Consider the following 20,803-nt stretch of genomic DNA (forward strand, 5'->3'; position numbering starts at 1 on the left):
GAAGCAGAATGCGGGGGCTCAGAGAGCGGCGACCTTCTTGGCGATGGCCGACTTGCGGTTCTTCGCCTGGTTCTTGTGCACGACGCCCTTGCTGACGGCCTTGTCGAGCTTCACGGACGCGATCTTGAGGGCGCCCTCTGCGGCCTCCTTGTCGCCGGAGGCGATGGCCTCGCGGGTCTTGCGAACCAGCGTCTTCAGCTCGCTCTTGACGGCGCGGTTGCGCTCCTGAGCCTTCAGGTTGGTCTTGTTGCGCTTGATCTGCGACTTGATGTTTGCCACGTGTGGACACTTTCTGTCTGGATGGATTCGGTGTGCTGCCGACGGTAGAGGGACGTCGCACAGCGGTCGTGAGGGACGAACCCACACGCAAGCCAAGAGTCAATGCTACCAGTAGTCAGGGGCTGGTGCAGCACTCCGCCGCGGGTGCGCCCGATCCGCCCGACCTCGGCTCCTGGCGTCCACGACGGCCATCGCCAGTCGCAGCACCGCGTTGAACACCGTCGGGCGCATCGCCGTCACCAGGTGCGTGGCGTGGGGCACGACGATCAGCTCGGCATGCGGAACGAGACGCTGGAACAGCGCCTCGTTCACCCGCAGCTGGTCGAACTGCCCGTTCACGAACCACAGCGGCACGCGGATGCGCGGGAGAGCGGCCTCCAGATCCAGAGCGGCGAGGCTGCTCAGCGCGGCATCCTGCGCGTCGAACGCGTAGCCGCCGGCGGCGAAGTCGCCGCGGGTGTCGACCGGGAGGGTCGCGGCCAGCACCCGATCGGTGAGCCACTGCCCTCGCTGCGGCAGCGAGTTCATCGCCCGGGCCAGAACACGGTACGCGCGTAGCGCCGCGCCGCGGGGGAGCGCCGTGCACGACGCGGCCACGACTCCCGCGATCGGCGGCGCGTCCTCGCCGCCGGCGTAGGCGAGCGAGAGCAGCCCGCCCATCGAGTGGCCCACGAGCAGCACGGGTCCGTGCCGGGCCGCATCCCGCACCGCGGCATCGATGGTGTGCAGTGCCTCGTGCAGGGTGAAGTCCTCGTCCATCCGCATGCCGTGCGCGGGAAGATCGATCGCGGTCGCCGGGATGCCGTTCTCGGCCAGCCAGTCGATCTGCGAGCGCCACATGGTCGATGACGTGCGGATGCCGTGCACGAAGACGACCTGGACGCTCACCCCATCAGCATATGAAGAAAGCGGGGCCGGTGGATCACCCACCGGCCCCGCTCACATGATGCGGTGCTTACTTCTCCCAGCCGACGTTCTCAACCGGCTGCACGCCGAAGAGGTCCAGGCCCACGTAGGGCTCGGGCGTCAGGTTGGCGAGTCCCGTCTTGGCCGCCGAGATGGACGGTCCGTTGTACAGCGGGATGAGGCCCCAGTCCTGGAAGATCTCGGCCTCGAGCTTCATGGCCGCGGCCGTCTGCTTCTCGGGGTCGTTGATCGACTCGACCTCTTCGTGGATGCGCTCATCCATCTCCGGCGTCTGCACGCCCGAGAGGTTCAGGCCCATGTCCTGGCAGTACAGCTGGCAGAACCAGGCCGCACCGAACGGGTCGGACGAGGTGAAGCGGAGGCTGAAGATGTCCCAGTTCTTGGAGTTGTAGTCCTCGGCGAACTTGTTCGCCGGGCGGACGTCCACCTTGACATCGATGCCGATGGCCTTCTCCTGAGCCTGGATCGACTGCGCGAGGGCCTTCTGGGTCGGGTCGTCGTTGTGGATCGGGTAGGTGACCGAGAGCTTGACGCCGTCCTTCTCGCGGATGCCGTCGGAGCCCTCCTTCCAGCCCGCCTCGTCGAGCAGCTTCTTGGCGCCCTCGACGTCGAACTTGTAGCCGGCCTCTTCGAGCGCGTTGCTGTAGCCGGGCTGGAACGAGAAGAGGGTCAGCGAGCCCGCCGGCTCCTCTTCGTAGTCCAGGCCGTTCCACGCGATCTTCTTCTGCTGGTCGATGTCGATCGCCTTGAAGAACGCCTCGCGCACCTTGACGTCCGCGAACTGCGGCTTCTCGGCGTCGACCTCGAGCAGCGTGTTGGCGGTCTGCTGCGCGCGGTAGATCTCGATGTCCTTCATGTCCTTGACCTGCGCGAGGCGGTCCTTGGTGCCCACGCCGACCATGTCGATCTCGCCGTTCTTGAACGCGTTGATCGAGGCCTGCGAGTCCATGCCCTTGAAGGTGACCGTGTCGAGCAGCGGCTTGTCGCCCCACCACTTGTCGTTCGGCTTGAACGAGATGAAGTCCTTGTTCGCGTCGAACTCGTCGACCGTGTACGGGCCTGCGCCCCACTCGGCGTGCGGGTCGTCGATCATCGCGGAGTTGAAGGTGTCCGGGTCGGCCAGCGCCGGGTGGATGATGCCCGTCAGGAACGGCATCTGCGGCCAGGCGAACTCGCCCTTGAAGGTGACGATCGCGGTCTTGGGGGTGTCGCCCTGCTCGACCTTCTCGATCTCCTTGTAGCCGTCGGTGGCGTTGGGGACGAAGCCCTCCTCGGTGGAGCGGCTGGCCTTCCACGTCGCGTCGATCGCCGTCCAGTCCATCGGCGTGCCGTCGTTCCAGGTGGCCTCGTCGGTGAACGTGAAGGTGATCTGCGTCTTGCCGTCGACCGTGTCGATCTTCCACTCGTCGAGGTACGCGTCGTGCTTGTAGGGCGTGCCGTCCGGCTTCTGCAGCAGGATCTGCGGCATGTACCACGCGGCGACGCGGGCGGTGTCGGCGCTGCCGTCACCGTGGAAGGAGTTCAGCTGCTCCGGGATCTCGTTGATCGGGAAGTTGACCGTGCCGCCCTCCTTGAGGTTCTCGCGCGGCTGCGGGTTGTAGTCCGCGGCCGAGGTCTCGGCTGCGCTGCCGTCATCGCCGCTGCCACCGTTGTCTCCGGTGTCAGAGGCGCACCCGGTGAGGACGAGTGCGAAAGCGCCGGTGAGTGCCAGCGCTCCCATCAGCTTCTGCTGCTTCATGGTGCTCCTTTCGCCTTGCGGCGTGTCATATGGGGAGAATAGTTGCGCTCGTGCGCATGCGGCGGGCGCGACAGTGAATCGGGACTAACTGTTATCGGACGGTGATCAGACAGTCGCCGGACGCGTCGACATCGTCTCCGGGTCGAACACGACCCGCTGGCGGGTGCGCTCGACATCGGGATCGGGCACGGGAATGGCCGACAGCAGCGCCTGCGTGTACGGGTGCTGGGGGTTGTCGAAGACCTCGTCGACGTCGCCGTGCTCGACGAACTCGCCGAGGTACATCACCGCGACACGGTCGGCGATGTGGCGGATCACCGACAGGTCGTGGGCGACGAAGAGGTACGACAGCCCGAGCTTCACCTTCAGCTCGTCGAGCAGGTTGATCACGCCGGCCTGGATCGACACGTCGAGCGCCGACACCGGCTCGTCGAGCACGATGATCTTCGGGTTGGTCGACAGCGCACGGGCGATTCCGATGCGCTGACGCTGACCACCCGAGAACGCACCGGGGAAGCGGTCGCGGTGCGCAGGGTTCAGCCCCACCAGGTCCATCAGCTCCTGCACCCGGGCATTGACGTCGTCCTTCGCCATCCCGATGGCGCGCATCGGCTCGGCGATGATGTCGGTGACGGTCATGCGCGGATCGAGTGCACCCATCGGGTCCTGGAACACGATCTGGATGTCGCGGCGCAGCCGGCGCTCCAGCTTGCGGTCGTGCAGCTCGTTCACGCTCGTGCCGGCGATGATGATGTCGCCGTCGGCCTGCTTCTCGAAGTCCATGATCTGCAGCAGCGTCGTGGTCTTGCCCGATCCGGACTCGCCCACGATGGCCATGGTCTCGCCCTCGCGCACGTCGAAGCTGACGCCCTTGACCGCGTGCACCTCGCCGACCTTGCGCTTGAGGAAGGCGCCCTTGGTGAGCGGGAAGGTCTTGACCATGTTGCGCACTTCGAGCGTCACCGGGCGCTGCTCGCGCGGCGTGCGGGTCAGGTCGCTCTCCGGGATCGGCTCGACCGGGTACACCGGCAGCCCGCCGATGCGTCCGTCGTCGTCGATCTCGTCGGCTCGGATGCAGGCAGCCAGATGCGCCTGTCCACCGCCGGTGGCCACGGGCAGCAGCTCGGGCTCCCGCTCGACGCAGGCGGCCACGGCGATCGGGCAGCGCGCGGCGAACGGGCACGCGTCAGGCAGATCGATCAGCAGCGGCGGATTGCCCTTGATGGGGATCAGCGGCTCCTTCTCGACCTTGTCGACTCGCGGAATGGCTCCCAGAAGGCCGATCGAGTACGGCATCCGCGTGCGGTGGAACAGCTCGTGCGCCGGGGCGTGCTCGACGGGCTTGCCGGCGTACATGACCATGACGTCGTCGGCGGTGCGCGCGACCACTCCCATGTCGTGGGTGATCATGATCACCGCGGCGCCCGTCTCGTTCTGCGCCTTCTCGATGAGATCGAGGATCTGCGCCTGGATGGTCACATCGAGGGCGGTCGTCGGCTCATCGCAGATGATGAGGCGCGGGTTGTTGGCCATGGCGATGGCGATCACCACGCGCTGACGCATACCGCCGGAGAACTCGTGCGGGAACGACTTCATCCGCTTCTCGGGCTCGGGGATGCCGACCAGGCGCAGCAGCTCGAGCGACCGCTCCCATGCATCGCTGCGCGAGAGGCTGCGGTGCACGGTGAGCGCCTCGATGAGCTGGTCGCCGATGGTGAACACGGGAGTGAGCGAGGTGAGGGGATCCTGGAAGACCATCGCCATGCCGTTACCGCGGATGACCGACATCTGCTTGTCGGTCTTGCCCAGCAGCTCCTCGCCCTCGAACTGGATCGATCCGGTCACGCGGGCGTTCTCGTCGAGCAGCCCCATGATGGCCAGCGAGGTGACCGACTTGCCCGAGCCGGACTCGCCGACGATGCCGAGCGTCTTGCCCGCCTCGAGATCGAAGGAGACGCCGCGCACGGCGTCGACGCGGCCGGCTTCGGACGCGAAGCTGACCCTGAGGTCACGGACGGAGAGTACGTTGCTCATGCACGGCCTCCTGCCGCAGAGGTGGGATCGAGGGCATCCCGCAGACCGTCGGCGACGAGCGCCATCGACACGGTCAGCAGGGTGAGGGCCAGCGCGGGGAAGTAGAACAGCCACGGCGCGCTGGTGACGCTGGCCGCTCCCTCGCCGATCAGCGAGCCGAGCGACACGTCGGGGATCTTCACGCCGAAGCCGATGAACGACAGACCGGTCTCCGTCATCACCGCGGCGACCACCCCCAGGGTGAAGTTGATCACGAGCAGCGAGCCGACGTTCGGCAGCAGGTGACGCAGCACCACGCGCATTCCGGGCACGCCCATGTAGCGCGCGGCGTGCACGTACTCGCGCTCGCGCAGCGACAGCGCCATCGTCCAGATCACGCGAGCGGGGAAGAACCAGCCGATGAAGATCAGCGCCAGCGAGATCACCCGCCAGTCACCGCCGGCGTTGTTCGAGACCAGGGCGAGGATGAGGAAGGTGGGCACCACCATGAAGAAGTGGATGACGATGAGGGTCGTCCGCTCGACGAATCCGCCGAAGTAGGCCGCCGCGGTGCCGACGATCGCGGAGATCACCGTCACACCGATGGAGACGACGAGGGCGATCATCAGCGATCGCTGCAGGCCGACGAAGGTCTGCGTGAACGTGTCGTTGCCCGAGGCGTTCGTGCCGAAGAAGTGGTCGGACGAGGGGCCGGTGGAGAGGTTGAGGAAGTCCATCTCGTTGACATCCCAGCCGGACAGCGGCGGGACGACGACGGATGCCAGCGCGAGCAGGACGAAGACGACGATGCCGAACACGGCCGGCTTGTTGCGCATGAACCGGCGCGTGTAGAGCGTCCATTTCGACATCTGCTTGGCCGGCACCCGCTCGGCGGTCGTGTCGGGCCCGACGGGCGGCTGGATCTGGGAGTCGATCATCTGGTTGGTCATGTCAGCTCACCCTCACTCGCGGGTCGAGGACCACGACGGCGATGTCGGCGAGCACGGCGCCGATCGCGGTCAGGACGGCGCCGAAGGCGGCGACGGCGACCACGCCGTGCACGTCGTTGCCGTTGATCGTGGTCAGGAAGTAGCGGCCCATGCCCTGCCAGGCGAAGATCGTCTCGGTCAGGATGGCGCCGGTGAAGATCGCCGGGATCGAGAACGCGACCTGCGTGGCGACGGGGATCAGCGACGTGCGCAGCGCGTGCCGCCGGATCGCCTGGGACTTGGTCAGGCCCTTCGCGCGAGCGGTGCGCACGTAGTCGGCACTGATGTTGTCGAGCAGCAGGGAGCGCTGCAGGAAGTGCGTTCCGGCGTATCCGGTCACGACGAGCGCGATGGTCGGCAGGATCAGATGCTGCAGCGCATCGACGAGCACCGGGAAGAACCCGGTCACCCCCTGGCTCGAGGAGCCGGTGACGTAGAAGACGCGGGTGCCGATCCAGTTGTTGAAGTTGATGGCCAGGATGACGACGGCGAGCGCCGCGACGATGATGTTGATGTTCATCGTGATGATCGACACGGCCTGCCAGATGCGGTCACCCAGCTTGTACTGGTGGGATGCCGTGTACACGCCGATCCAGATGCCGAGGACGGTCATGATGATGGTCGCCCCGAGCACCAGCTCGGCGCTGACCCACATGCGGTAGCCGATCTCGTTGTTCACCGAGCCGCCGGTGGGGCTCAGGCCCCAGTCCCACCGGAGCAGGATGCCGGTGAGCCAGGTCCACCACCTCTCGAGCAGCGGCGTGCTCTCGCTGAGGTTTCGCGGCCCGAGCAGACCTTCGATCTGCTCAGGGCTCAAGGGGGGCTTGCGGCCGACGTAGTTGCTTCGCGGATCGAGGAATGACCAGGCAAGGAAGTAGGTGACATTCGTCGCGACCACGATCATGAGCAGCCAGCCGAGTGTCCGGCGCACGAGATACTTGATCAAGGTGAAGGGTCTTTCTCTTCTACAGCCGTGCCCGGGATCTCCGACGCGACGCTGAGTCGGGATGACTTTCTGGGTCATTCCGCCTCCAGCCTACGCCGACACCCGCAAGGAGGCTGTGACGGAGTCGTATAGCCGATGAGACCCAGTGTCACCAGGTCGCCTCGGACAACTTCGCGAGACTATCACCGGCTCACCGGAATGGGGGATTGAGCCGGGCTGAACGTAGACTTGCCTGAACCCTCTCGGACGCCCCAAGGACCACATGTCACCCCGCGCTCACACCCCGCTGTCGCCTGCCGCGACGCCCGCCACGCAGATCCGCAACTTCTGCATCATCGCCCACATCGACCACGGCAAGTCGACCCTGGCCGATCGGATGCTGCAGGTCACCGGCTCGGTGGCGGATCGTGACATGCGCGCCCAGTACCTCGACCGGATGGACATCGAGCGCGAGCGCGGCATCACGATCAAGAGCCAGGCCGTGCGGATGCCGTGGTCGGCCGACGGCGAGACCTTCGCGCTCAACATGATCGACACCCCGGGCCACGTGGACTTCACCTACGAGGTGTCCCGATCCCTCGCCGCCTGCGAGGGCGCGATCCTGCTCGTCGATGCAGCGCAGGGCATCGAGGCGCAGACCCTCGCCAACCTGTACCTGGCACTCGAGAACGACCTGCACATCATCCCGGTGCTGAACAAGATCGATCTCCCGGCCGCCGACCCCGAGAAGTTCGCGAAGGAGCTCGCCGATCTGATCGGCGGCAGCCCCGACGACGTGCTCCGCGTCTCGGGCAAGACGGGTGTCGGGGTCGAGGAGCTGCTCGACCGGATCGTGCAGGACATCCCGGCGCCGGTCGGCGATCCGGATGCTCCGGCGCGGGCCATGATCTTCGACTCGGTGTACGACTCGTACCGTGGCGTGGTCACCTACGTGCGCATGGTCGACGGCAAGCTGAACCCGCGCGAGCGCATCCAGATGATGTCGACCAGGGCGATGCACGATCTTCTCGAGATCGGGGTGTCCAGCCCCGAGCCGATCCCGTCGAACGGGCTCGGCGTCGGCGAGGTGGGATACCTGATCACGGGTGTGAAGGATGTGCGCCAGTCGAAGGTCGGTGACACCGTCACCACCGCCAGGGGCGCCGCCACCGAGGCCCTCGCCGGCTACACCGACCCGAAGCCGATGGTGTTCTCGGGCATCTACCCGATCGACGGCAGCGACTACGCCGACCTGCGCGAGGCACTGGACAAGCTCAAGCTGTCCGACGCGTCGCTGCAGTACGAGCCCGAGACGTCCGTCGCACTCGGCTTCGGCTTCCGCTGCGGATTCCTCGGGCTGCTGCACCTCGAGATCATCACCGAACGGCTCTCGCGCGAATTCGGGCTCGACCTGATCACCACTGCGCCCAGCGTGATCTACGAGGTCCTCACCGACACCGGCGAGACGGTGATCGTGACCAACCCGAGCGAGTACCCCGACGGCCGCGTCGCCTCCGTCTCGGAGCCGATGGTGAAGACCGCGATCCTGCTGCCGAAGGACTACGTCGGCACGGTCATGGAGCTCTGCCAGTCGCGCCGCGGTGCGCTGCTGGGCATGGAGTACTTCTCCGAGGAGCGCGTCGAGCTGCGCTATCGCATGCCGCTCGGTGAGATCGTGTTCGACTTCTTCGACCAGCTGAAGTCGAAGACGCAGGGCTACGCGAGCCTGGACTACGAGCCGGACGGCCAGCAGGAGGGCGACCTGGTCAAGGTCGACGTGCTGCTCCAGGGCGACAAGGTCGACGCGTTCAGCGCGATCGTGCACCGCGAGAAGGCGTACGCCTACGGCACGATGATGGCCGAGCGCCTGCGCAAGCTCATCCCGCGGCAGAACTTCGAGGTGCCCATCCAGGCCGCCATCGGCGCGCGCATCATCGCCCGCGAGACCATCCGCGCCCTCCGCAAGGACGTGCTGGCCAAGTGCTACGGCGGTGACATTAGCCGCAAGCGCAAGCTGCTCGAGAAGCAGAAGGAGGGCAAGAAGCGCATGAAGATGGTCGGTCGCGTCGAAGTGCCCCAGGAGGCGTTCATCGCCGCGCTGTCGGGTGACGTCGAGGGCAAGGACAAGAAGTAGGTCGCTCGGGACGCGGTGTCGTTCGGAGACTGTTCAGACAGGTCGCTTAGGCTGGAGATCATGCGTCGGGGGACTTTCCGAGAAGGCACGGTGGACTATGCCGCGGTGGGCGCGACCCACGCGCCCGACCTGATGCAGTACCCGCCGGAGCGCAGCATTCCCGCGGAGGCATCCTGGCGTCTCGGCAGCGGCGAAGAGCGTTTCCGCACCGCAGGAGAGTCGCTGCTGTCGTGGACCGCGCAGCGCGCCGCCGGACTCGAGCTGCGCGACGTGCGCCCGGCCGCAGGCTCCGCCTACACCGGCGTCAGCTTCGACGCCGAGGGCGCGCCCATCGCCCCGAACCGCACCCAGGTCGAGCAGCGCTTCGCCGCCGACGGGATGCCGTTCGTCGCGCCCGGCATGACGCTCAAGCTGCACGGCAGGGTCAAGGGCATGAGAGCGGACGCCGAGCTGCGCGTGATCTCGGTGACCGAGGAGCGCCGTCGCGTCGGGTTCGTCCTCGGCACCGTCGGCGGCTCCGTGGTCAGCGGCGAGGAGTCGTTCGACATCGAGTGGCGTGAGGACACCGACGAGGTGTGGTTCACCGTGCGGGCGTTCGACGCTCCCGTGGCGCTGCTGTACCGGCTGCCCGGCATGGTGCGTCGTCGACGGCGCGAGCTGTTCTCCCTCTACCTGCGTGCCATCTCACCCCTGTACGCGACCCCGATCTGATGGCGCTCGCACTCCGATGACACTCGCGCTCTGATGGCCGGGCCCCTCCCGATCGGGGATCCGGCGCCGGCCGACGGCCGTCTCCCCGATGATCTCGCCCTCGACCGCTCCACGCCGTTCTCGGCGTACCTGCACGTGCCGTTCTGCCGCGTGCGCTGCGGCTACTGCGATTTCAACACCTACACCGCGACCGAGCTGCGCGGAGCGAAGCAGGACGAGTACGCCGACACGCTGATCCGCGAGATCGCGCTCGCGGGGAAGGTGCTCGGCGACGCCGACGGCATCCGCCCGCTCGACACCGTCTTCTTCGGCGGCGGCACGCCCACCCTGCTCCCCGCCGGCGACCTCGCGCGGATGCTCACCGCGGCGACGGCGGCGTTCGGCATCCGCGACGGCGCGGAGGTTAGCGTCGAGGCCAACCCCGACACCGTGACCCCCGAGGTGGTGCGGACGCTGGTCGATGCGGGAGTCACTCGGCTGTCCATCGGGATGCAGTCCGCGGTGCCTCACGTGCTGGCGGCGCTGGACCGCACCCACCGGCCCGAGAACGTCCGCACGGCCGTCGACGCCGCACGCGATGCGGGCCTCGACGTGAGCGTCGACCTCATCTACGGCGCTCCGGGGGAGTCGCTGGCCGACTGGGAGCGCTCGCTCGACGCGGCTCTCGCCCTCGAGCCCGATCACATCTCGGCGTACGCGCTGATCATCGAGGACGGCACCAAGCTCGCCAGGCAGATCCGGCGGGGTGAGGTGCTGGCGCCCGACGACGACCTGCAGGCCGACATGTACGAGAGCGCGGATCAGCGGCTGGGCGCCGCGGGCTTCGAGTGGTACGAGGTGAGCAACTGGGCCCGCGCCGACGGCGACGACCACCGCTCGCGGCACAACATGGCCTACTGGCGGGGCGCGGACTGGTGGGGCTTCGGGCCCGGGGCGCACAGCCATGTCGCGGGCCTGCGCTGGTGGAACCTGAAGCACCCGGCCGCGTACGCGCAGCGGCTCGCGCTCGGCGAGTCTCCGGCGGCCGGCCGCGAGCGGCCAGACCTCGAGGCGCGCACGCTGGAGCGCGTGCTGCTGCAGAGTCGTCTTGCGGAGGGCCTGCTGATCGACGACATCCCCGAAGGGCGTCGCGACCGGGTCGCGGAGCTGATCTCGGACGGACTCGTCAATGCGGCAGCGGCTCTGCGCCAGCGTCGCGTGCGCCTCACCCTGCGGGGTCGGCTGCTGGCGGATGCCGTCGTGCGCGCGCTCACCGACTAGCGGGCGAGGCAGGAACACGGCGCGCGGGCCGAGTGCCGGGCGCGAACGGGTAGGATTGGCACTCGGAACGTTCGAGTGCCAGCGGGAGGGATGATGGTCACACAACGAGGCCTTGAGGTCCTCCGTGCGATCGTGCAGGACTACGTCGCGACCCACGAGCCCGTCGGGAGCAGGTCGATCGTCGAGCGGCACGCATTCGGCGTCTCCGCCGCGACCATCCGCAACGACATGGCCCAGCTCGAGGACGAGGAGCTCATCACCGCGCCGCACACCTCGTCGGGGCGGGTGCCGACCGACAAGGGCTACCGGGTCTTCGTCAACCACCTCGCCCAGCTGCGGCCCCTCTCGGCGCCGCAGCGCACGGCCATCGAATCCTTCCTCGCCGCGCCGAGCGACCTGGACGACCTCATGGCACGCACGGTGCGCGTGCTGACCCAGCTCACCGGTCAGGTCGCGCTCGCCCAGTACCCGTCGTTCGCGCGGGCGAGCATCACCCACGTCGAGCTCGTCGCGCTGGCACCGAATCGCGTGCTGGTCGTGCTGGTCACCGACGCCGGCGGCGTGTCGCAGCGCATCTGCCCGCTGCCCATGGACATCGACGACACCGACCTGGCTGTGCTGCGCGCCCAGCTCGCCGCGCTCATCACCGGCCGTGCCGTCGGCGAGGCCTCCGAGCGGATCGCATCCGCCGTCGAGCTGCAGACCGGTTCCCGGCTGCAGCCGGCCCTGTCCGCACTGGCCGGGGTGATCGCCGAGGAGCTGGCCGAGTTCCGGCAGGAGCGGCTGGTGATGGCGGGGGCGGCCACGCTCGCGCGACGCGAACAGGACTTCCGCGGCAGCATCCACCCCCTGCTCGAGGCGATCGAGGAGCAGGTGACCCTGCTGCGGCTGATGAGCGAGATGGTGACCGACGAGCACGGTCTCGCCACCAGCATCGGCACCGAGAACGCCCCGTTCGGGCTCGGTGAGGCATCGATCGTCGCGAGCAACTACGCCGCCCCCGGGGGCACGGCCCGCGTCGGCGTGATGGGGCCGACCCGCATGGACTACCCGAGCAACCTCGCTGCGGCACGGGCCGTGGCCCGCTACCTGTCGCGCATGCTCGACGAAGACGAGGCGGCCCGCTGATGCGGGCGGCCGCACACACGAACGCACACGAAGAAAGGTGACCGTGGCGGATCATTACGAGGTCCTCGGGGTGTCGAAGGACGCCTCCCAGGACGAGATCAAGAAGGCCTACCGCAAGCTCGCCAGGCAGCTGCACCCCGATGTGAACCCGGGGGAGGACGCGGCGGAGCGGTTCAAGCTCGTCACGCACGCCTACGACGTGCTCAGCGACGAGGACTCCCGGCGTCGCTACGACATGGGTGGCGACCAGAACGGCGGCTTCGGCGGAGGGTTCGGCGGCTTCGGCGACATCTTCGAGACGTTCTTCGGCGCGGCGGGCGGCGCCCGATCTGCGCGTCCGCGGTCGCGTCGGGAGCGGGGCCAGGATGCCCTGGTGCGCATCGACCTCGAGCTCGGTGACGTCGTCTTCGGCGTGCACAGGGACATCGAGGTCGACACCGCGGTGCTCTGCGAGACCTGCCAGGGCAGCTGCTGCCAGCCAGGGACGTCTCCGGTCACCTGCGATGTCTGCGGTGGCAGCGGCCACGTGCAGCGCCAGGTGCGCAGCCTGCTCGGCAACGTCGTCACCACCCAGCCGTGCGGCTCCTGCGAGGGCTACGGCACCGTCATCCCGAACCCGTGCGGGTCGTGCGCCGGGCAGGGCCGGGTGCGCTCGCGTCGCACGGTCGCCCTCGACATCCCGGCGGGCGTCGAGACCGGCCTGCGCCTGCAGCTGCCCGGCTCGGGCGAGGTCGGCCGCGCGGGCGGCCCGCACGGCGACCTGTACGTCGAGGTGGCCGTCGCGCCGCATCCGGTCTTCAGCCGGGACGGCGACGACCTGCTGGCGACTCTCGAGGTGTCGATGACGGATGCCATCCTGGGCACCACCACGACGATCGAGGGCCTCGACGGCTCGGTCGACCTCGAGCTGCGCTCCGGCGTGCAGTCCGGCGACGTGCTCACCATCGGCGGGCGGGGCATCACCCCGTTGCGCGGATCCCAGCGCGGTGACCTGCGCGTCGGCGTGCAGGTGATCACGCCGACCAAGCTCGACGGCGCGCAGCGCAAGCTCATCGAGGACTTCGCGAAGAAGGCGAAGGCCCCGGCCCCCAGACTCGCCCAGTTCCAGCAGGGGCTGTTCTCGAAGCTGCGCGACCGCTTCCGCAGCCACTGACCGACTCCCGCACCACAGCCGATCGGAGCCCCATGGCCCTGCACTTCGTCGTACCCGACTGCACCGACGCCGCGATCGGAGAACTCGTCCGGTTCACCGGCGCCGAGGCGAAGCACGCGTCGCTGGTGCGCCGTGTGCGTGTCGGCGAGACCGTGACGATCGGCGACGGCCGCGGTGTGTGGCTCGAGGGCGCGGCGGAGGACGTCACCGCATCGCAGGTGAGCGTGCGGATCACCGAGCGCCGCGTGCACGACGGCCCCGAGACCCGCATCGTGCTCGCGCAGGCTCTCGCGAAGGGAGACCGCGACGAGCTGGCCGTGCAGGCCGCGTGCGAGCTCGGGGTCGACGAGGTGATCCCGTGGCAGGCCGCGCGCAGCGTGTCGCGCTGGGAGGGACCGAAGGCGGCGAAGGGCCGCGAGCGCTGGGCGGCGATCGTGCGCGAGGCGGCCAAGCAGGCGCACCGGGCCTGGGTTCCCGATGTCTCGGCGGTGCAGTCCACCGCCCAGCTCGCCGAGCGAGCGGCGCACGCGCGACTGCTCGTGCTCGATCCGTGGACCGAGACGCCGCTCACCGGCATCCGTCCCGACGGGCGCGATCTCGTGCTGGTGGTCGGCCCCGAAGGCGGCATCGCCCCCGACGAGCTGGAGCGTCTCGAGGCGGCGGGCGCCGAACGCGTCCGCCTGGGCGACACGGTGCTGCGCACCTCGACCGCCGGCCCCGCCGCGATCGCGGTGCTCTCGGCCAACCTGGGCCGCTGGTGAATAGACTTGCAGGCATGAGCGAACCCTCGATCTTCACCCGCATCCTGAACGGGGAGATCCCCGGCGACATCCTCGCCGAGAACGACCGCGTGTTCGCGATCCGCGACATCGATCCGCAGGCTCCGCTGCACGCACTCGTGATCCCCAAGACCGAGCAGTACCGCGACGTCACCGAGCTCGCCGCCGGCGACCCCGGCCTGATGGCCGACATGGTTGCCGTCGCCAAGCAGATCGCCACCGAGCACGCCAACGGCGAGTACCGCCTGATCTTCAACAACGGCGCCAGCGCCGCGCAGTCGGTGTTCCACGTGCACGCGCACGTGCTCGGGAACATCGAGGAGGGCAAGCTCGTTGGCTTCTGACGACAGCGCACCCGCCGAGAGCGGCCCCCCGCGATTCCCCGCGCAGCCCGAGCGCGTCGAGCGCATCTTCGCCGACGGCGTCGCCATGGTGCAGCTGCTCGGCCCGCAGGACCGCCTGCTGCGGATGCTCGAGAAGCAGCATCCGAGCGTGCAGGTGATGGTGCGCGGCAACGAGATCACGCTGGGCGGATCGAGCGCCGACGTCGCGGCGGCGAAGCGGCTCGTCGACGAGCTGATCGAGATGACCCGCTCCGGCCACGACCTCGCGCCCAGCGACGTCGAGCACTCCGCGCGCATCCTCCGTCGCGACGACGGGCCCCGACCCAGCGAGGTGCTCGGTGAGGCGATCCTGTCGACCCGCGGCAGGGTGATCCGCCCGAAGACCCTCGGTCAGAAGGAGTACGTCGACGCGATCGAGCAGAACACCATCGTGTTCGGCATCGGTCCGGCCGGCACGGGCAAGACCTACCTGGCGATGGCGAAGGCCGTGCAGGCGCTGCAGCGCAAGGAGGTGCAGCGCATCATCCTCACCAGGCCGGCTGTGGAGGCGGGGGAGAGGCTCGGGTTCCTGCCGGGCTCGCTGACCGACAAGATCGACCCGTATCTGCGCCCGCTGTACGACGCGCTCAACGAGATGATGGACCCCGAGGTCGTGCCGCGCCTGATGGCGACCGGCACCATCGAGGTCGCCCCTCTCGCGTACATGCGCGGCCGGACGCTGAACGACTCCTTCGTCGTGCTCGACGAGGCGCAGAACACCACCCCCGAGCAGATGAAGATGTTCCTCACCCGCCTGGGCTTCGGCACGAAGATGGTGGTCACCGGTGACATCACCCAGATCGACCTGCCCCAGGGTGCGTCCGGACTCCGCCTGGTCACCCGGGTGCTCGGCGACATCGACGACATCCACTTCTCACGACTGACGAGCGACGACGTCGTGCGGCATTCGCTGGTCGGCCGCATCGTCGACGCGTACAGCGAATACGACGAGCAGCGCACCGCGGCGCGGGTCGAGCGCGAGCAGGCGCACCAGTTCGCGAACCGCGCCGAGCGCCGCAGCGGACAGCCGCAGAAACCCCGAGACCGCACGCCGAAGCGAGGCCTGAAGTGATCGAGATCAACAACGAATCGGCGATCGCCGTTGACGAGACCGTGCTGCAGCGGCTCACCGACTTCAACCTCGCGCAGCTGCACGTCAGCCCCGACGCGGAGGTCGCGATCGTGCTCGTCGACGAGGGCGCCATGGAGTCGCTGCACGTGCAGTGGATGGATGAGCCGGGCCCCACCGACGTGCTGAGCTTCCCGATGGACGAGCTGCGTCCGGGCAGTCCGGAGAACCCGACGCCTCCCGGCCTGCTCGGAGACATCGTGCTGTGCCCGCAGGTCGCGGAGGCTCAGGCGCAGACCGCCGGTCACTCGCTGATGGACGAGCTCATCCTGCTGACCACGCACGGTCTGCTGCACCTGCTCGGCTTCGACCACGCCGAACCCGACGAGGAGCGTGAGATGTTCGGGCTGCAGAAGTCGCTGATCGAGGGCTTCGCGCGCGTCGAACGCGGTCGATGACCCCCGCGATACTCCTCGCGGCCGCCGTGCTGCTGGTCGCCTTCGGCGGCCTGATGGCCGCGGTCGACGCGGCCTTCTCGGTCAGCTCGAACAGCGACCTCGAGAACATGTCGGCCGATGGCCGCAACGCCGAGGCCCTCGCGCGCATCGCCGCCGATCCCGCGCCGCACGTGAACGCCGTGGCGTTCATGCGCGTGCTCTCCGAGACCACGGCCGCGGTGCTCGTCACCGTCGCGCTCGACGCCCTGCTGCCGAGCATCTGGTGGGCGATGCTGGCGGCCGCGGTGCTGATGACGGCCATCACGTTCGTGCTCGTCGGATCGAGCCCCCGCTCGTTCGGCCGGCTGCACGCGACGTCGATGCTGCGCACCTGGGCGCCCGTCGTGCGCGGCATGCGCATCCTGCTCGGGCCGCTCGCCCAGGCTCTCGTCTCGGCCGGTCAGCGCGTGACACCGGGCACCGGCCGCAGCAGCTTCGCCTCTGAGGAGCAGCTGCTGAGCATGGTCGACGAGGCGGCGTCGAACCTGCTTATCGAGGAGGACGACCGCGACCTGATCCACTCCGTGTTCGACTTCACCGACCAGTTCGTGCGCGCGGTGATGGTGCCGCGCACCGAGATGATGACGGTGGATGCCGAGGCGACCACCACCGAGGCGATGGAGCTCTTCCTGCGCACCGGCGTCTCGCGCATGCCGGTCGTCGACGACGACGCGGATGACGTCGTCGGTGTGCTGTACCTGAAGGACCTCGTGCAGTTCGCGTACCGCGACGAGAGCGCGTGGCGTGGGCGGCCCGTGCGGCCGATCGCGCGACCGGCGGTCTACGTGCCCGAGTCGATGCGCGCCGAGACGCTGCTTCAGCAGATGAAGCGCGACGCGGTGCACGTGTGCATGGTCATCGACGAGCACGGCGGTATCTCGGGCCTGGTCACGCTCGAGGATCTCATCGAGGAGCTCGTCGGCGAGATCGCGGACGAGTACGACCGGGGACCGGCCGAGGTGGTGGAGCTGCCCGACGGCCGCTACCGCGTCAACTCCCGCCTCGGTCTGGAAGACGTGGGCGACCTGTTCGGGCTCGAGCTCGAAGACGACGACGTCGATTCGATCGGCGGCCTGCTGGCGAAGGAGCTCGGTCGGATCCCGCAGCCGGGTGCCACGGTGACCGTGCAGGGCCTCGTGCTCACCGGCGGGGCGTCGCGCGGCCGCGGGCGCGGGATCGCGACGGTGTTCGTCGAGCGGGCGGCGGCGGGTTGGGATGATGAACGCGATGGAGGACAGGGCGATGACTGATCGAGAGAAGACGCGCAGCGGATTCGTGACCTTCGTCGGGCGACCGAACGTCGGCAAGTCGACGCTGACGAACGCCCTGGTGGGTGAGAAGATCGCGATCACGAGCGAGAAGCCGCAGACCACGCGACGGGCGATCCGGGGCATCCTGAACCGCCCCGACGGTCAGCTCGTGATCGTCGACACACCCGGCATCCACAAGCCCCGCACGCTCCTCGGCGAGCGGCTGAACGACCTGGTCGAGCAGGTGCTCGGCGACGTCGACGTGATCGGATTCTGCGTGCCGGCCACCGAGAAGGTCGGCCCAGGAGACCGGCGCATCGCCGCGTCGTTGGACGGCTACTCTCGTGCGAAGAAGGTCGCGATCGTGACCAAGACCGATGCCGCGCACCGCGACGACATCGTCGAGCGGCTCATGGAGGTCGACTCGCTGCGCGAGGACTGGGCCGCCGTGATCCCGCTGTCGGCACTGACCCGCGAGCAGCTCGACGTGCTGGCCGACGAGATGCTGCAGCTGATGCCCATCGGTCCGCGCCTCTACGACGAGGGGATCGTCACCGACGAGTCGGATGAGGACCGCATCGCCGAGATCATCCGCGAGGCGGCGCTGGAGGGCGTGCGCGACGAGCTGCCGCACTCGATCGCGGTCGTCGTCGATGACGTGGCAGCCCGGGAGGACAGCGACCTCACCGACATCCACGCATCGATCGTCGTCGAACGCGACAGCCAGAAGGCGATCATCATCGGGCGCAAGGGCGCTCGCCTGCGCGACGTCGGCGCGGCTGCACGCGCGGGGATCGAGGAGCTCCTCGGCACGCGCGTGTTCTTGAAGCTGCATGTGAAGGTCGCGAAGGAGTGGCAGCGCGATCCGAAGCAGCTGGGGCGGCTCGGGTTCTGAGGGGCATCCGGGCGGGCAGCTCGCGTCGATCGCCTGAATCGCCTCCCGGGTGAGCATCCTGCCAAGCGGGGTGTTAGCATCGATGCATGCCTCTGGGCGGTCTGCTTCTTCTTAGCTGCCGCGACGAGTCCTGACAATCGGGCCTCTCTCGTCGCGGCGCTTGTGTTGGCCCGAGCACGTTTTCCGACGAAGAGAAGCAGCCCCATCATGAAGAACAACCAGAAGCCCTCCTCGATGCCGGTGCACAAGTACCGTCCCTTCCACGAGCAGATCCGCATCGATCTCGAAGACCGCACCTGGCCGTCGAAGCGGATCACCGAAGCGCCGCGCTGGTGCGCGGTGGATCTGCGCGACGGTAATCAGGCGCTCATCGACCCCATGTCGCCCGAGCGCAAGCGCGTGATGTTCGAGCTGCTCGTGAGCATGGGGTACAAGGAGATCGAGGTCGGCTTCCCGTCGGCCAGCCAGACCGACTTCGACTTCGTGCGGCAGCTGATCGAAGAGGACCTCATCCCCGACGACGTCACGATCCAGGTGCTGACGCAGTGCCGTGAGCACCTGATCGAGCGCACCTACGAGGCCATCACCGGGGCCAAGCAGGCCATCGTGCACTTCTACAACTCCACGAGCGTGCTGCAGCGCGAGGTCGTCTTCCGCTCCGATCGTGAAGGCGTCAAGCAGATCGCCCTGGAAGGCGCGCGTCTGTGCCGGCAGTTCGAGAAGCGCATCCCCGACACGCAGGTCTACTACGAGTACTCGCCGGAGAGCTACACGGGCACCGAGCTGGAGTACGCCGTGGAGGTCTGCAACGCCGTGCTCGACGTGCTCGAGCCGACGCCAGCCCGCAAGGTCATCATCAACCTGCCGGCGACCGTCGAGATGGCCTCGCCCAACGTGTACGCCGACTCGATCGAGTGGATGAACCGCCACCTGGCCCACCGCGAGAACGTGATCCTGTCGCTGCACCCGCACAACGACCGCGGCACCGCGATCGCCGCGGCCGAGTTCGGGTATCTCGCCGGCGCCGACCGCATCGAGGGATGCCTGTTCGGCAACGGCGAGCGCACCGGGAACGTGGACCTGGTGGCGCTGGGCATCAACCTGTTCACGCAGGGCATCGACCCGCAGATCGACTTCAGCGACATCGACCAGGTCAAGCGCACGGTCGAGTACTGCAACCAGCTGCCCGTGCCCGAGCGCAGCCCGTGGGCGGGCGACCTCGTCTTCACCGCGTTCAGCGGATCGCACCAGGACGCGATCAAGAAGGGGTTCGAGGCCATGGCCGCGAAGGCCGCGGACCAGGGCGTATCGGTCGACGAGATCGAGTGGGGCGTGCCCTACCTGCCGGTCGACCCGAAGGACCTCGGCCGTTCGTACGAGGCCGTCATCCGCGTCAACTCGCAGTCGGGCAAGGGCGGCGTCGCCTACCTGCTGAAGACCGACCACGCGCTCGACCTGCCGCGCAAGCTGCAGATCGAGTTCTCGGGTGTGGTGCAGGCGAAGACGGATGCCGAGGGCGGCGAGGTCACCAGCGAGCAGATCTGGTCGATCTTCCACGACGAGTACCTGCCGTCCGACGACGAGAGCGCGAAGTGGGGTCGTTTCGAGCTGCTCGGCACGCAGACCCGCAGCGACATGTCGGGGGAGGTCGCGCTCGACGTCGTGCTGCGCGACGGGGAGACCAGCGAGCAGGCGTCCGGTCGGGGCAACGGCCCGATCGCGGCGTTCATCGAGGTGCTGCGCGAACGCGGCTTCGAGATCTCGCTGTACGACTACGTCGAGCACACGCTCTCCACCGGCGGCGACGCGCAGGCGGCCGCCTACGTCGAGCTGCAGGTCGACGACCAGCGGCTCTGGGGCGTGGGCATCGACGGCGACATCTCGACGGCGTCGCTCAAGGCGATCGTCTCGTGCGTGAACCGCTCGATCCGCACCCGCGAGGCCGAGCTCGCCGGAGTCTGAGCGCGCATGATCCCGATCACGGCTTGATGATCGGGATCATGCCCGTCTCGGTGGCCACCTTGCGGCGGTACAGGCGGCGCTGCTCGGGCAGCGACACGTCGAACACGACGGCGAGCACCCGGATCACGGCGGTAACGACGATCCCGATCACCGCGGCGAGCGTGATCGAGACGTCGAAGGCGTTCAGGATGATGATGGCCGTGCATCCGGCGCCCGCTGCCACGGCGTAGAGCGAGCCGACGTGCATGATCGCGACGGGCAGACCCATCAGCACGTCGCGCAGCACCCCGCCGCCGACGGCCGCGCACACGCCGATGAAGACCGCGGGAACGGGAGGGATCCCGAATGCGATCGCCTTGCTGACGCCGAACGCGCCGAACATGCCGATCACGGCGGCATCGAGGACGACGATCAGGGTGTTGATGCGGTTCAGCACGCCGGCGAGCAGCATCCCGAACAGCGCGGCACCGGTCGCGGTGATGAGGTACCACTCGTTCTGCAGGGTCGCGGGCGGCTGACCGATCAGCAGGTCGCGGATGAGACCGCCGCCCATGCCGATCATGATGCCGATGATCGCGACGCCGAGCCAGTCGAGGCGGCGCTGGCCCTGGAAGCCGGAGGCGAACATCGCCCCCTGGATGCCGCCGAGCCCGACGCCGAGCAGATCAGCCCAGAGCGGGATGGTGAAGAGCGGTTCCGTCACCCGTCCAT

19 protein-coding genes are annotated in these 20,803 nt (G+C 68.3%); 12 read left to right on the forward strand and 7 right to left on the reverse strand.

The annotated features are described in order from the left end of the window. Window positions 1-18: 18 nt before the first annotated feature. From rpsT to H9633_RS12060, 6 genes are all read right to left on the reverse strand, one after another. A complete protein-coding gene (rpsT, locus tag H9633_RS12035; protein WP_071642921.1) occupies window positions 19-279 on the reverse strand; it encodes a 30S ribosomal protein S20 in 261 nt (86 codons plus the stop codon). A gap of 105 nt (window positions 280-384) precedes the next feature. Then, entirely contained in the window at window positions 385-1,167 is a 783-nt protein-coding gene (locus H9633_RS12040; RefSeq protein WP_191713313.1) for an alpha/beta fold hydrolase, read from the reverse strand. A 67-nt stretch (window positions 1,168-1,234) separates the two neighbouring features. Further along, window positions 1,235-2,944: an ABC transporter family substrate-binding protein gene (locus H9633_RS12045; protein WP_071642923.1), complete on the reverse strand. Its 1,710-nt coding sequence runs from the start codon at window positions 2,942-2,944 to the stop codon at window positions 1,235-1,237. Between the two features lie 105 nt (window positions 2,945-3,049). Then, window positions 3,050-4,978: an ABC transporter ATP-binding protein gene (locus tag H9633_RS12050; RefSeq protein WP_191713314.1), complete on the reverse strand. Its 1,929-nt coding sequence runs from the start codon at window positions 4,976-4,978 to the stop codon at window positions 3,050-3,052. Next, on the reverse strand, window positions 4,975-5,907 hold the full coding sequence (locus H9633_RS12055) for an ABC transporter permease (RefSeq protein WP_071642927.1): 933 nt from the start codon (window positions 5,905-5,907) through the stop codon (window positions 4,975-4,977). Before H9633_RS12055 ends, H9633_RS12050 begins: the two co-directional genes overlap by 4 nt. 1 nt (window position 5,908) lies before the next feature. After that, on the reverse strand, window positions 5,909-6,892 hold the full coding sequence (locus H9633_RS12060) for an ABC transporter permease (RefSeq protein WP_071642930.1): 984 nt from the start codon (window positions 6,890-6,892) through the stop codon (window positions 5,909-5,911). A 262-nt stretch (window positions 6,893-7,154) separates the two neighbouring features. Between H9633_RS12060 and lepA the strand changes: the two genes are divergently transcribed. From lepA to leuA, 12 genes are all read left to right on the forward strand, one after another. Further along, window positions 7,155-9,005 carry a translation elongation factor 4 gene (gene lepA / locus H9633_RS12065; protein WP_071642932.1) on the forward strand — a complete coding sequence of 617 codons (1,851 nt, stop codon included), beginning with the start codon at window positions 7,155-7,157 and terminating at the stop codon, window positions 9,003-9,005. A gap of 60 nt (window positions 9,006-9,065) precedes the next feature. Further along, window positions 9,066-9,716, forward strand: coding sequence for a DUF1990 family protein (locus tag H9633_RS12070; RefSeq protein WP_191713315.1), 651 nt, complete (start codon window positions 9,066-9,068; stop codon window positions 9,714-9,716). A 33-nt stretch (window positions 9,717-9,749) separates the two neighbouring features. After that, window positions 9,750-10,976 carry a radical SAM family heme chaperone HemW gene (gene hemW, locus H9633_RS12075; RefSeq protein WP_191713316.1) on the forward strand — a complete coding sequence of 409 codons (1,227 nt, stop codon included), beginning with the start codon at window positions 9,750-9,752 and terminating at the stop codon, window positions 10,974-10,976. A 93-nt stretch (window positions 10,977-11,069) separates the two neighbouring features. Beyond that, window positions 11,070-12,104 carry a heat-inducible transcriptional repressor HrcA gene (gene hrcA / locus H9633_RS12080; protein WP_191713317.1) on the forward strand — a complete coding sequence of 345 codons (1,035 nt, stop codon included), beginning with the start codon at window positions 11,070-11,072 and terminating at the stop codon, window positions 12,102-12,104. Between the two features lie 43 nt (window positions 12,105-12,147). Next, on the forward strand, window positions 12,148-13,257 hold the full coding sequence (gene dnaJ, locus H9633_RS12085) for a molecular chaperone DnaJ (protein ID WP_191713318.1): 1,110 nt from the start codon (window positions 12,148-12,150) through the stop codon (window positions 13,255-13,257). 32 nt (window positions 13,258-13,289) lie between these two features. Further along, window positions 13,290-14,018 (forward strand): 16S rRNA (uracil(1498)-N(3))-methyltransferase, encoded by a 729-nt coding sequence (locus H9633_RS12090; RefSeq protein ID WP_191713319.1) that lies wholly within the window; start codon window positions 13,290-13,292, stop codon window positions 14,016-14,018. 14 nt (window positions 14,019-14,032) lie between these two features. Further along, window positions 14,033-14,380: an HIT domain-containing protein gene (locus tag H9633_RS12095; protein ID WP_071644744.1), complete on the forward strand. Its 348-nt coding sequence runs from the start codon at window positions 14,033-14,035 to the stop codon at window positions 14,378-14,380. 85 nt (window positions 14,381-14,465) lie between these two features. After that, window positions 14,466-15,491, forward strand: coding sequence for a PhoH family protein (locus H9633_RS12100; protein ID WP_191713435.1), 1,026 nt, complete (start codon window positions 14,466-14,468; stop codon window positions 15,489-15,491). Beyond that, the gene (ybeY, locus tag H9633_RS12105) at window positions 15,488-15,946 is read left to right on the forward strand and encodes an rRNA maturation RNase YbeY (RefSeq protein WP_071644745.1); all 459 of its coding nucleotides are present in this window, start codon (window positions 15,488-15,490) and stop codon (window positions 15,944-15,946) included. Before H9633_RS12100 ends, ybeY begins: the two co-directional genes overlap by 4 nt. Further along, a complete protein-coding gene (locus tag H9633_RS12110) occupies window positions 15,943-17,235 on the forward strand; it encodes a hemolysin family protein (RefSeq protein ID WP_071644746.1) in 1,293 nt (430 codons plus the stop codon). Before ybeY ends, H9633_RS12110 begins: the two co-directional genes overlap by 4 nt. Then, the gene (gene era / locus H9633_RS12115; RefSeq protein WP_083428810.1) at window positions 17,228-18,130 is read left to right on the forward strand and encodes a GTPase Era; all 903 of its coding nucleotides are present in this window, start codon (window positions 17,228-17,230) and stop codon (window positions 18,128-18,130) included. Before H9633_RS12110 ends, era begins: the two co-directional genes overlap by 8 nt. A 207-nt stretch (window positions 18,131-18,337) precedes the next feature. Continuing rightward, the gene (gene leuA / locus H9633_RS12120; RefSeq protein WP_191713320.1) at window positions 18,338-20,092 is read left to right on the forward strand and encodes a 2-isopropylmalate synthase; all 1,755 of its coding nucleotides are present in this window, start codon (window positions 18,338-18,340) and stop codon (window positions 20,090-20,092) included. A 16-nt stretch (window positions 20,093-20,108) separates the two neighbouring features. Here leuA and H9633_RS12125 read toward each other — a convergent pair whose 3' ends face one another. Continuing rightward, complete coding sequence (locus H9633_RS12125) at window positions 20,109-20,795, reverse strand: trimeric intracellular cation channel family protein (protein ID WP_191713321.1); 687 nt, start codon at window positions 20,793-20,795, stop codon at window positions 20,109-20,111. Window positions 20,796-20,803: the final 8 nt, after the last annotated feature.

This window comes from Microbacterium commune (assembly GCF_014836945.1).
GTDB classification, from domain to species: Bacteria; Actinomycetota; Actinomycetes; order Actinomycetales; family Microbacteriaceae; genus Microbacterium; species Microbacterium commune.

Excerpts from the sequence above, each read along its gene's own strand:
- era (WP_083428810.1), top strand. The coding sequence starts at position 17,228 with ATGACTGATCGAGAGAAGACGCGCAGCGGATTCGTGACCTTCGTCGGG.
- leuA (WP_191713320.1), top strand. The coding sequence starts at position 18,338 with ATGAAGAACAACCAGAAGCCCTCCTCGATGCCGGTGCACAAGTACCGT.
- hemW (WP_191713316.1), top strand. The coding sequence starts at position 9,750 with ATGGCCGGGCCCCTCCCGATCGGGGATCCGGCGCCGGCCGACGGCCGT.
- H9633_RS12090 (WP_191713319.1), top strand. The coding sequence starts at position 13,290 with ATGGCCCTGCACTTCGTCGTACCCGACTGCACCGACGCCGCGATCGGA.
- H9633_RS12100 (WP_191713435.1), top strand. The coding sequence starts at position 14,466 with ATGGTGCAGCTGCTCGGCCCGCAGGACCGCCTGCTGCGGATGCTCGAG.
- hrcA (WP_191713317.1), top strand. The coding sequence starts at position 11,070 with ATGGTCACACAACGAGGCCTTGAGGTCCTCCGTGCGATCGTGCAGGAC.
- H9633_RS12045 (WP_071642923.1), bottom strand. The coding sequence starts at position 2,944 with ATGAAGCAGCAGAAGCTGATGGGAGCGCTGGCACTCACCGGCGCTTTC.
- H9633_RS12095 (WP_071644744.1), top strand. The coding sequence starts at position 14,033 with ATGAGCGAACCCTCGATCTTCACCCGCATCCTGAACGGGGAGATCCCC.
- H9633_RS12050 (WP_191713314.1), bottom strand. The coding sequence starts at position 4,978 with ATGAGCAACGTACTCTCCGTCCGTGACCTCAGGGTCAGCTTCGCGTCC.
- H9633_RS12055 (WP_071642927.1), bottom strand. The coding sequence starts at position 5,907 with ATGACCAACCAGATGATCGACTCCCAGATCCAGCCGCCCGTCGGGCCC.
- lepA (WP_071642932.1), top strand. The coding sequence starts at position 7,155 with ATGTCACCCCGCGCTCACACCCCGCTGTCGCCTGCCGCGACGCCCGCC.
- H9633_RS12110 (WP_071644746.1), top strand. The coding sequence starts at position 15,943 with ATGACCCCCGCGATACTCCTCGCGGCCGCCGTGCTGCTGGTCGCCTTC.
- H9633_RS12070 (WP_191713315.1), top strand. The coding sequence starts at position 9,066 with ATGCGTCGGGGGACTTTCCGAGAAGGCACGGTGGACTATGCCGCGGTG.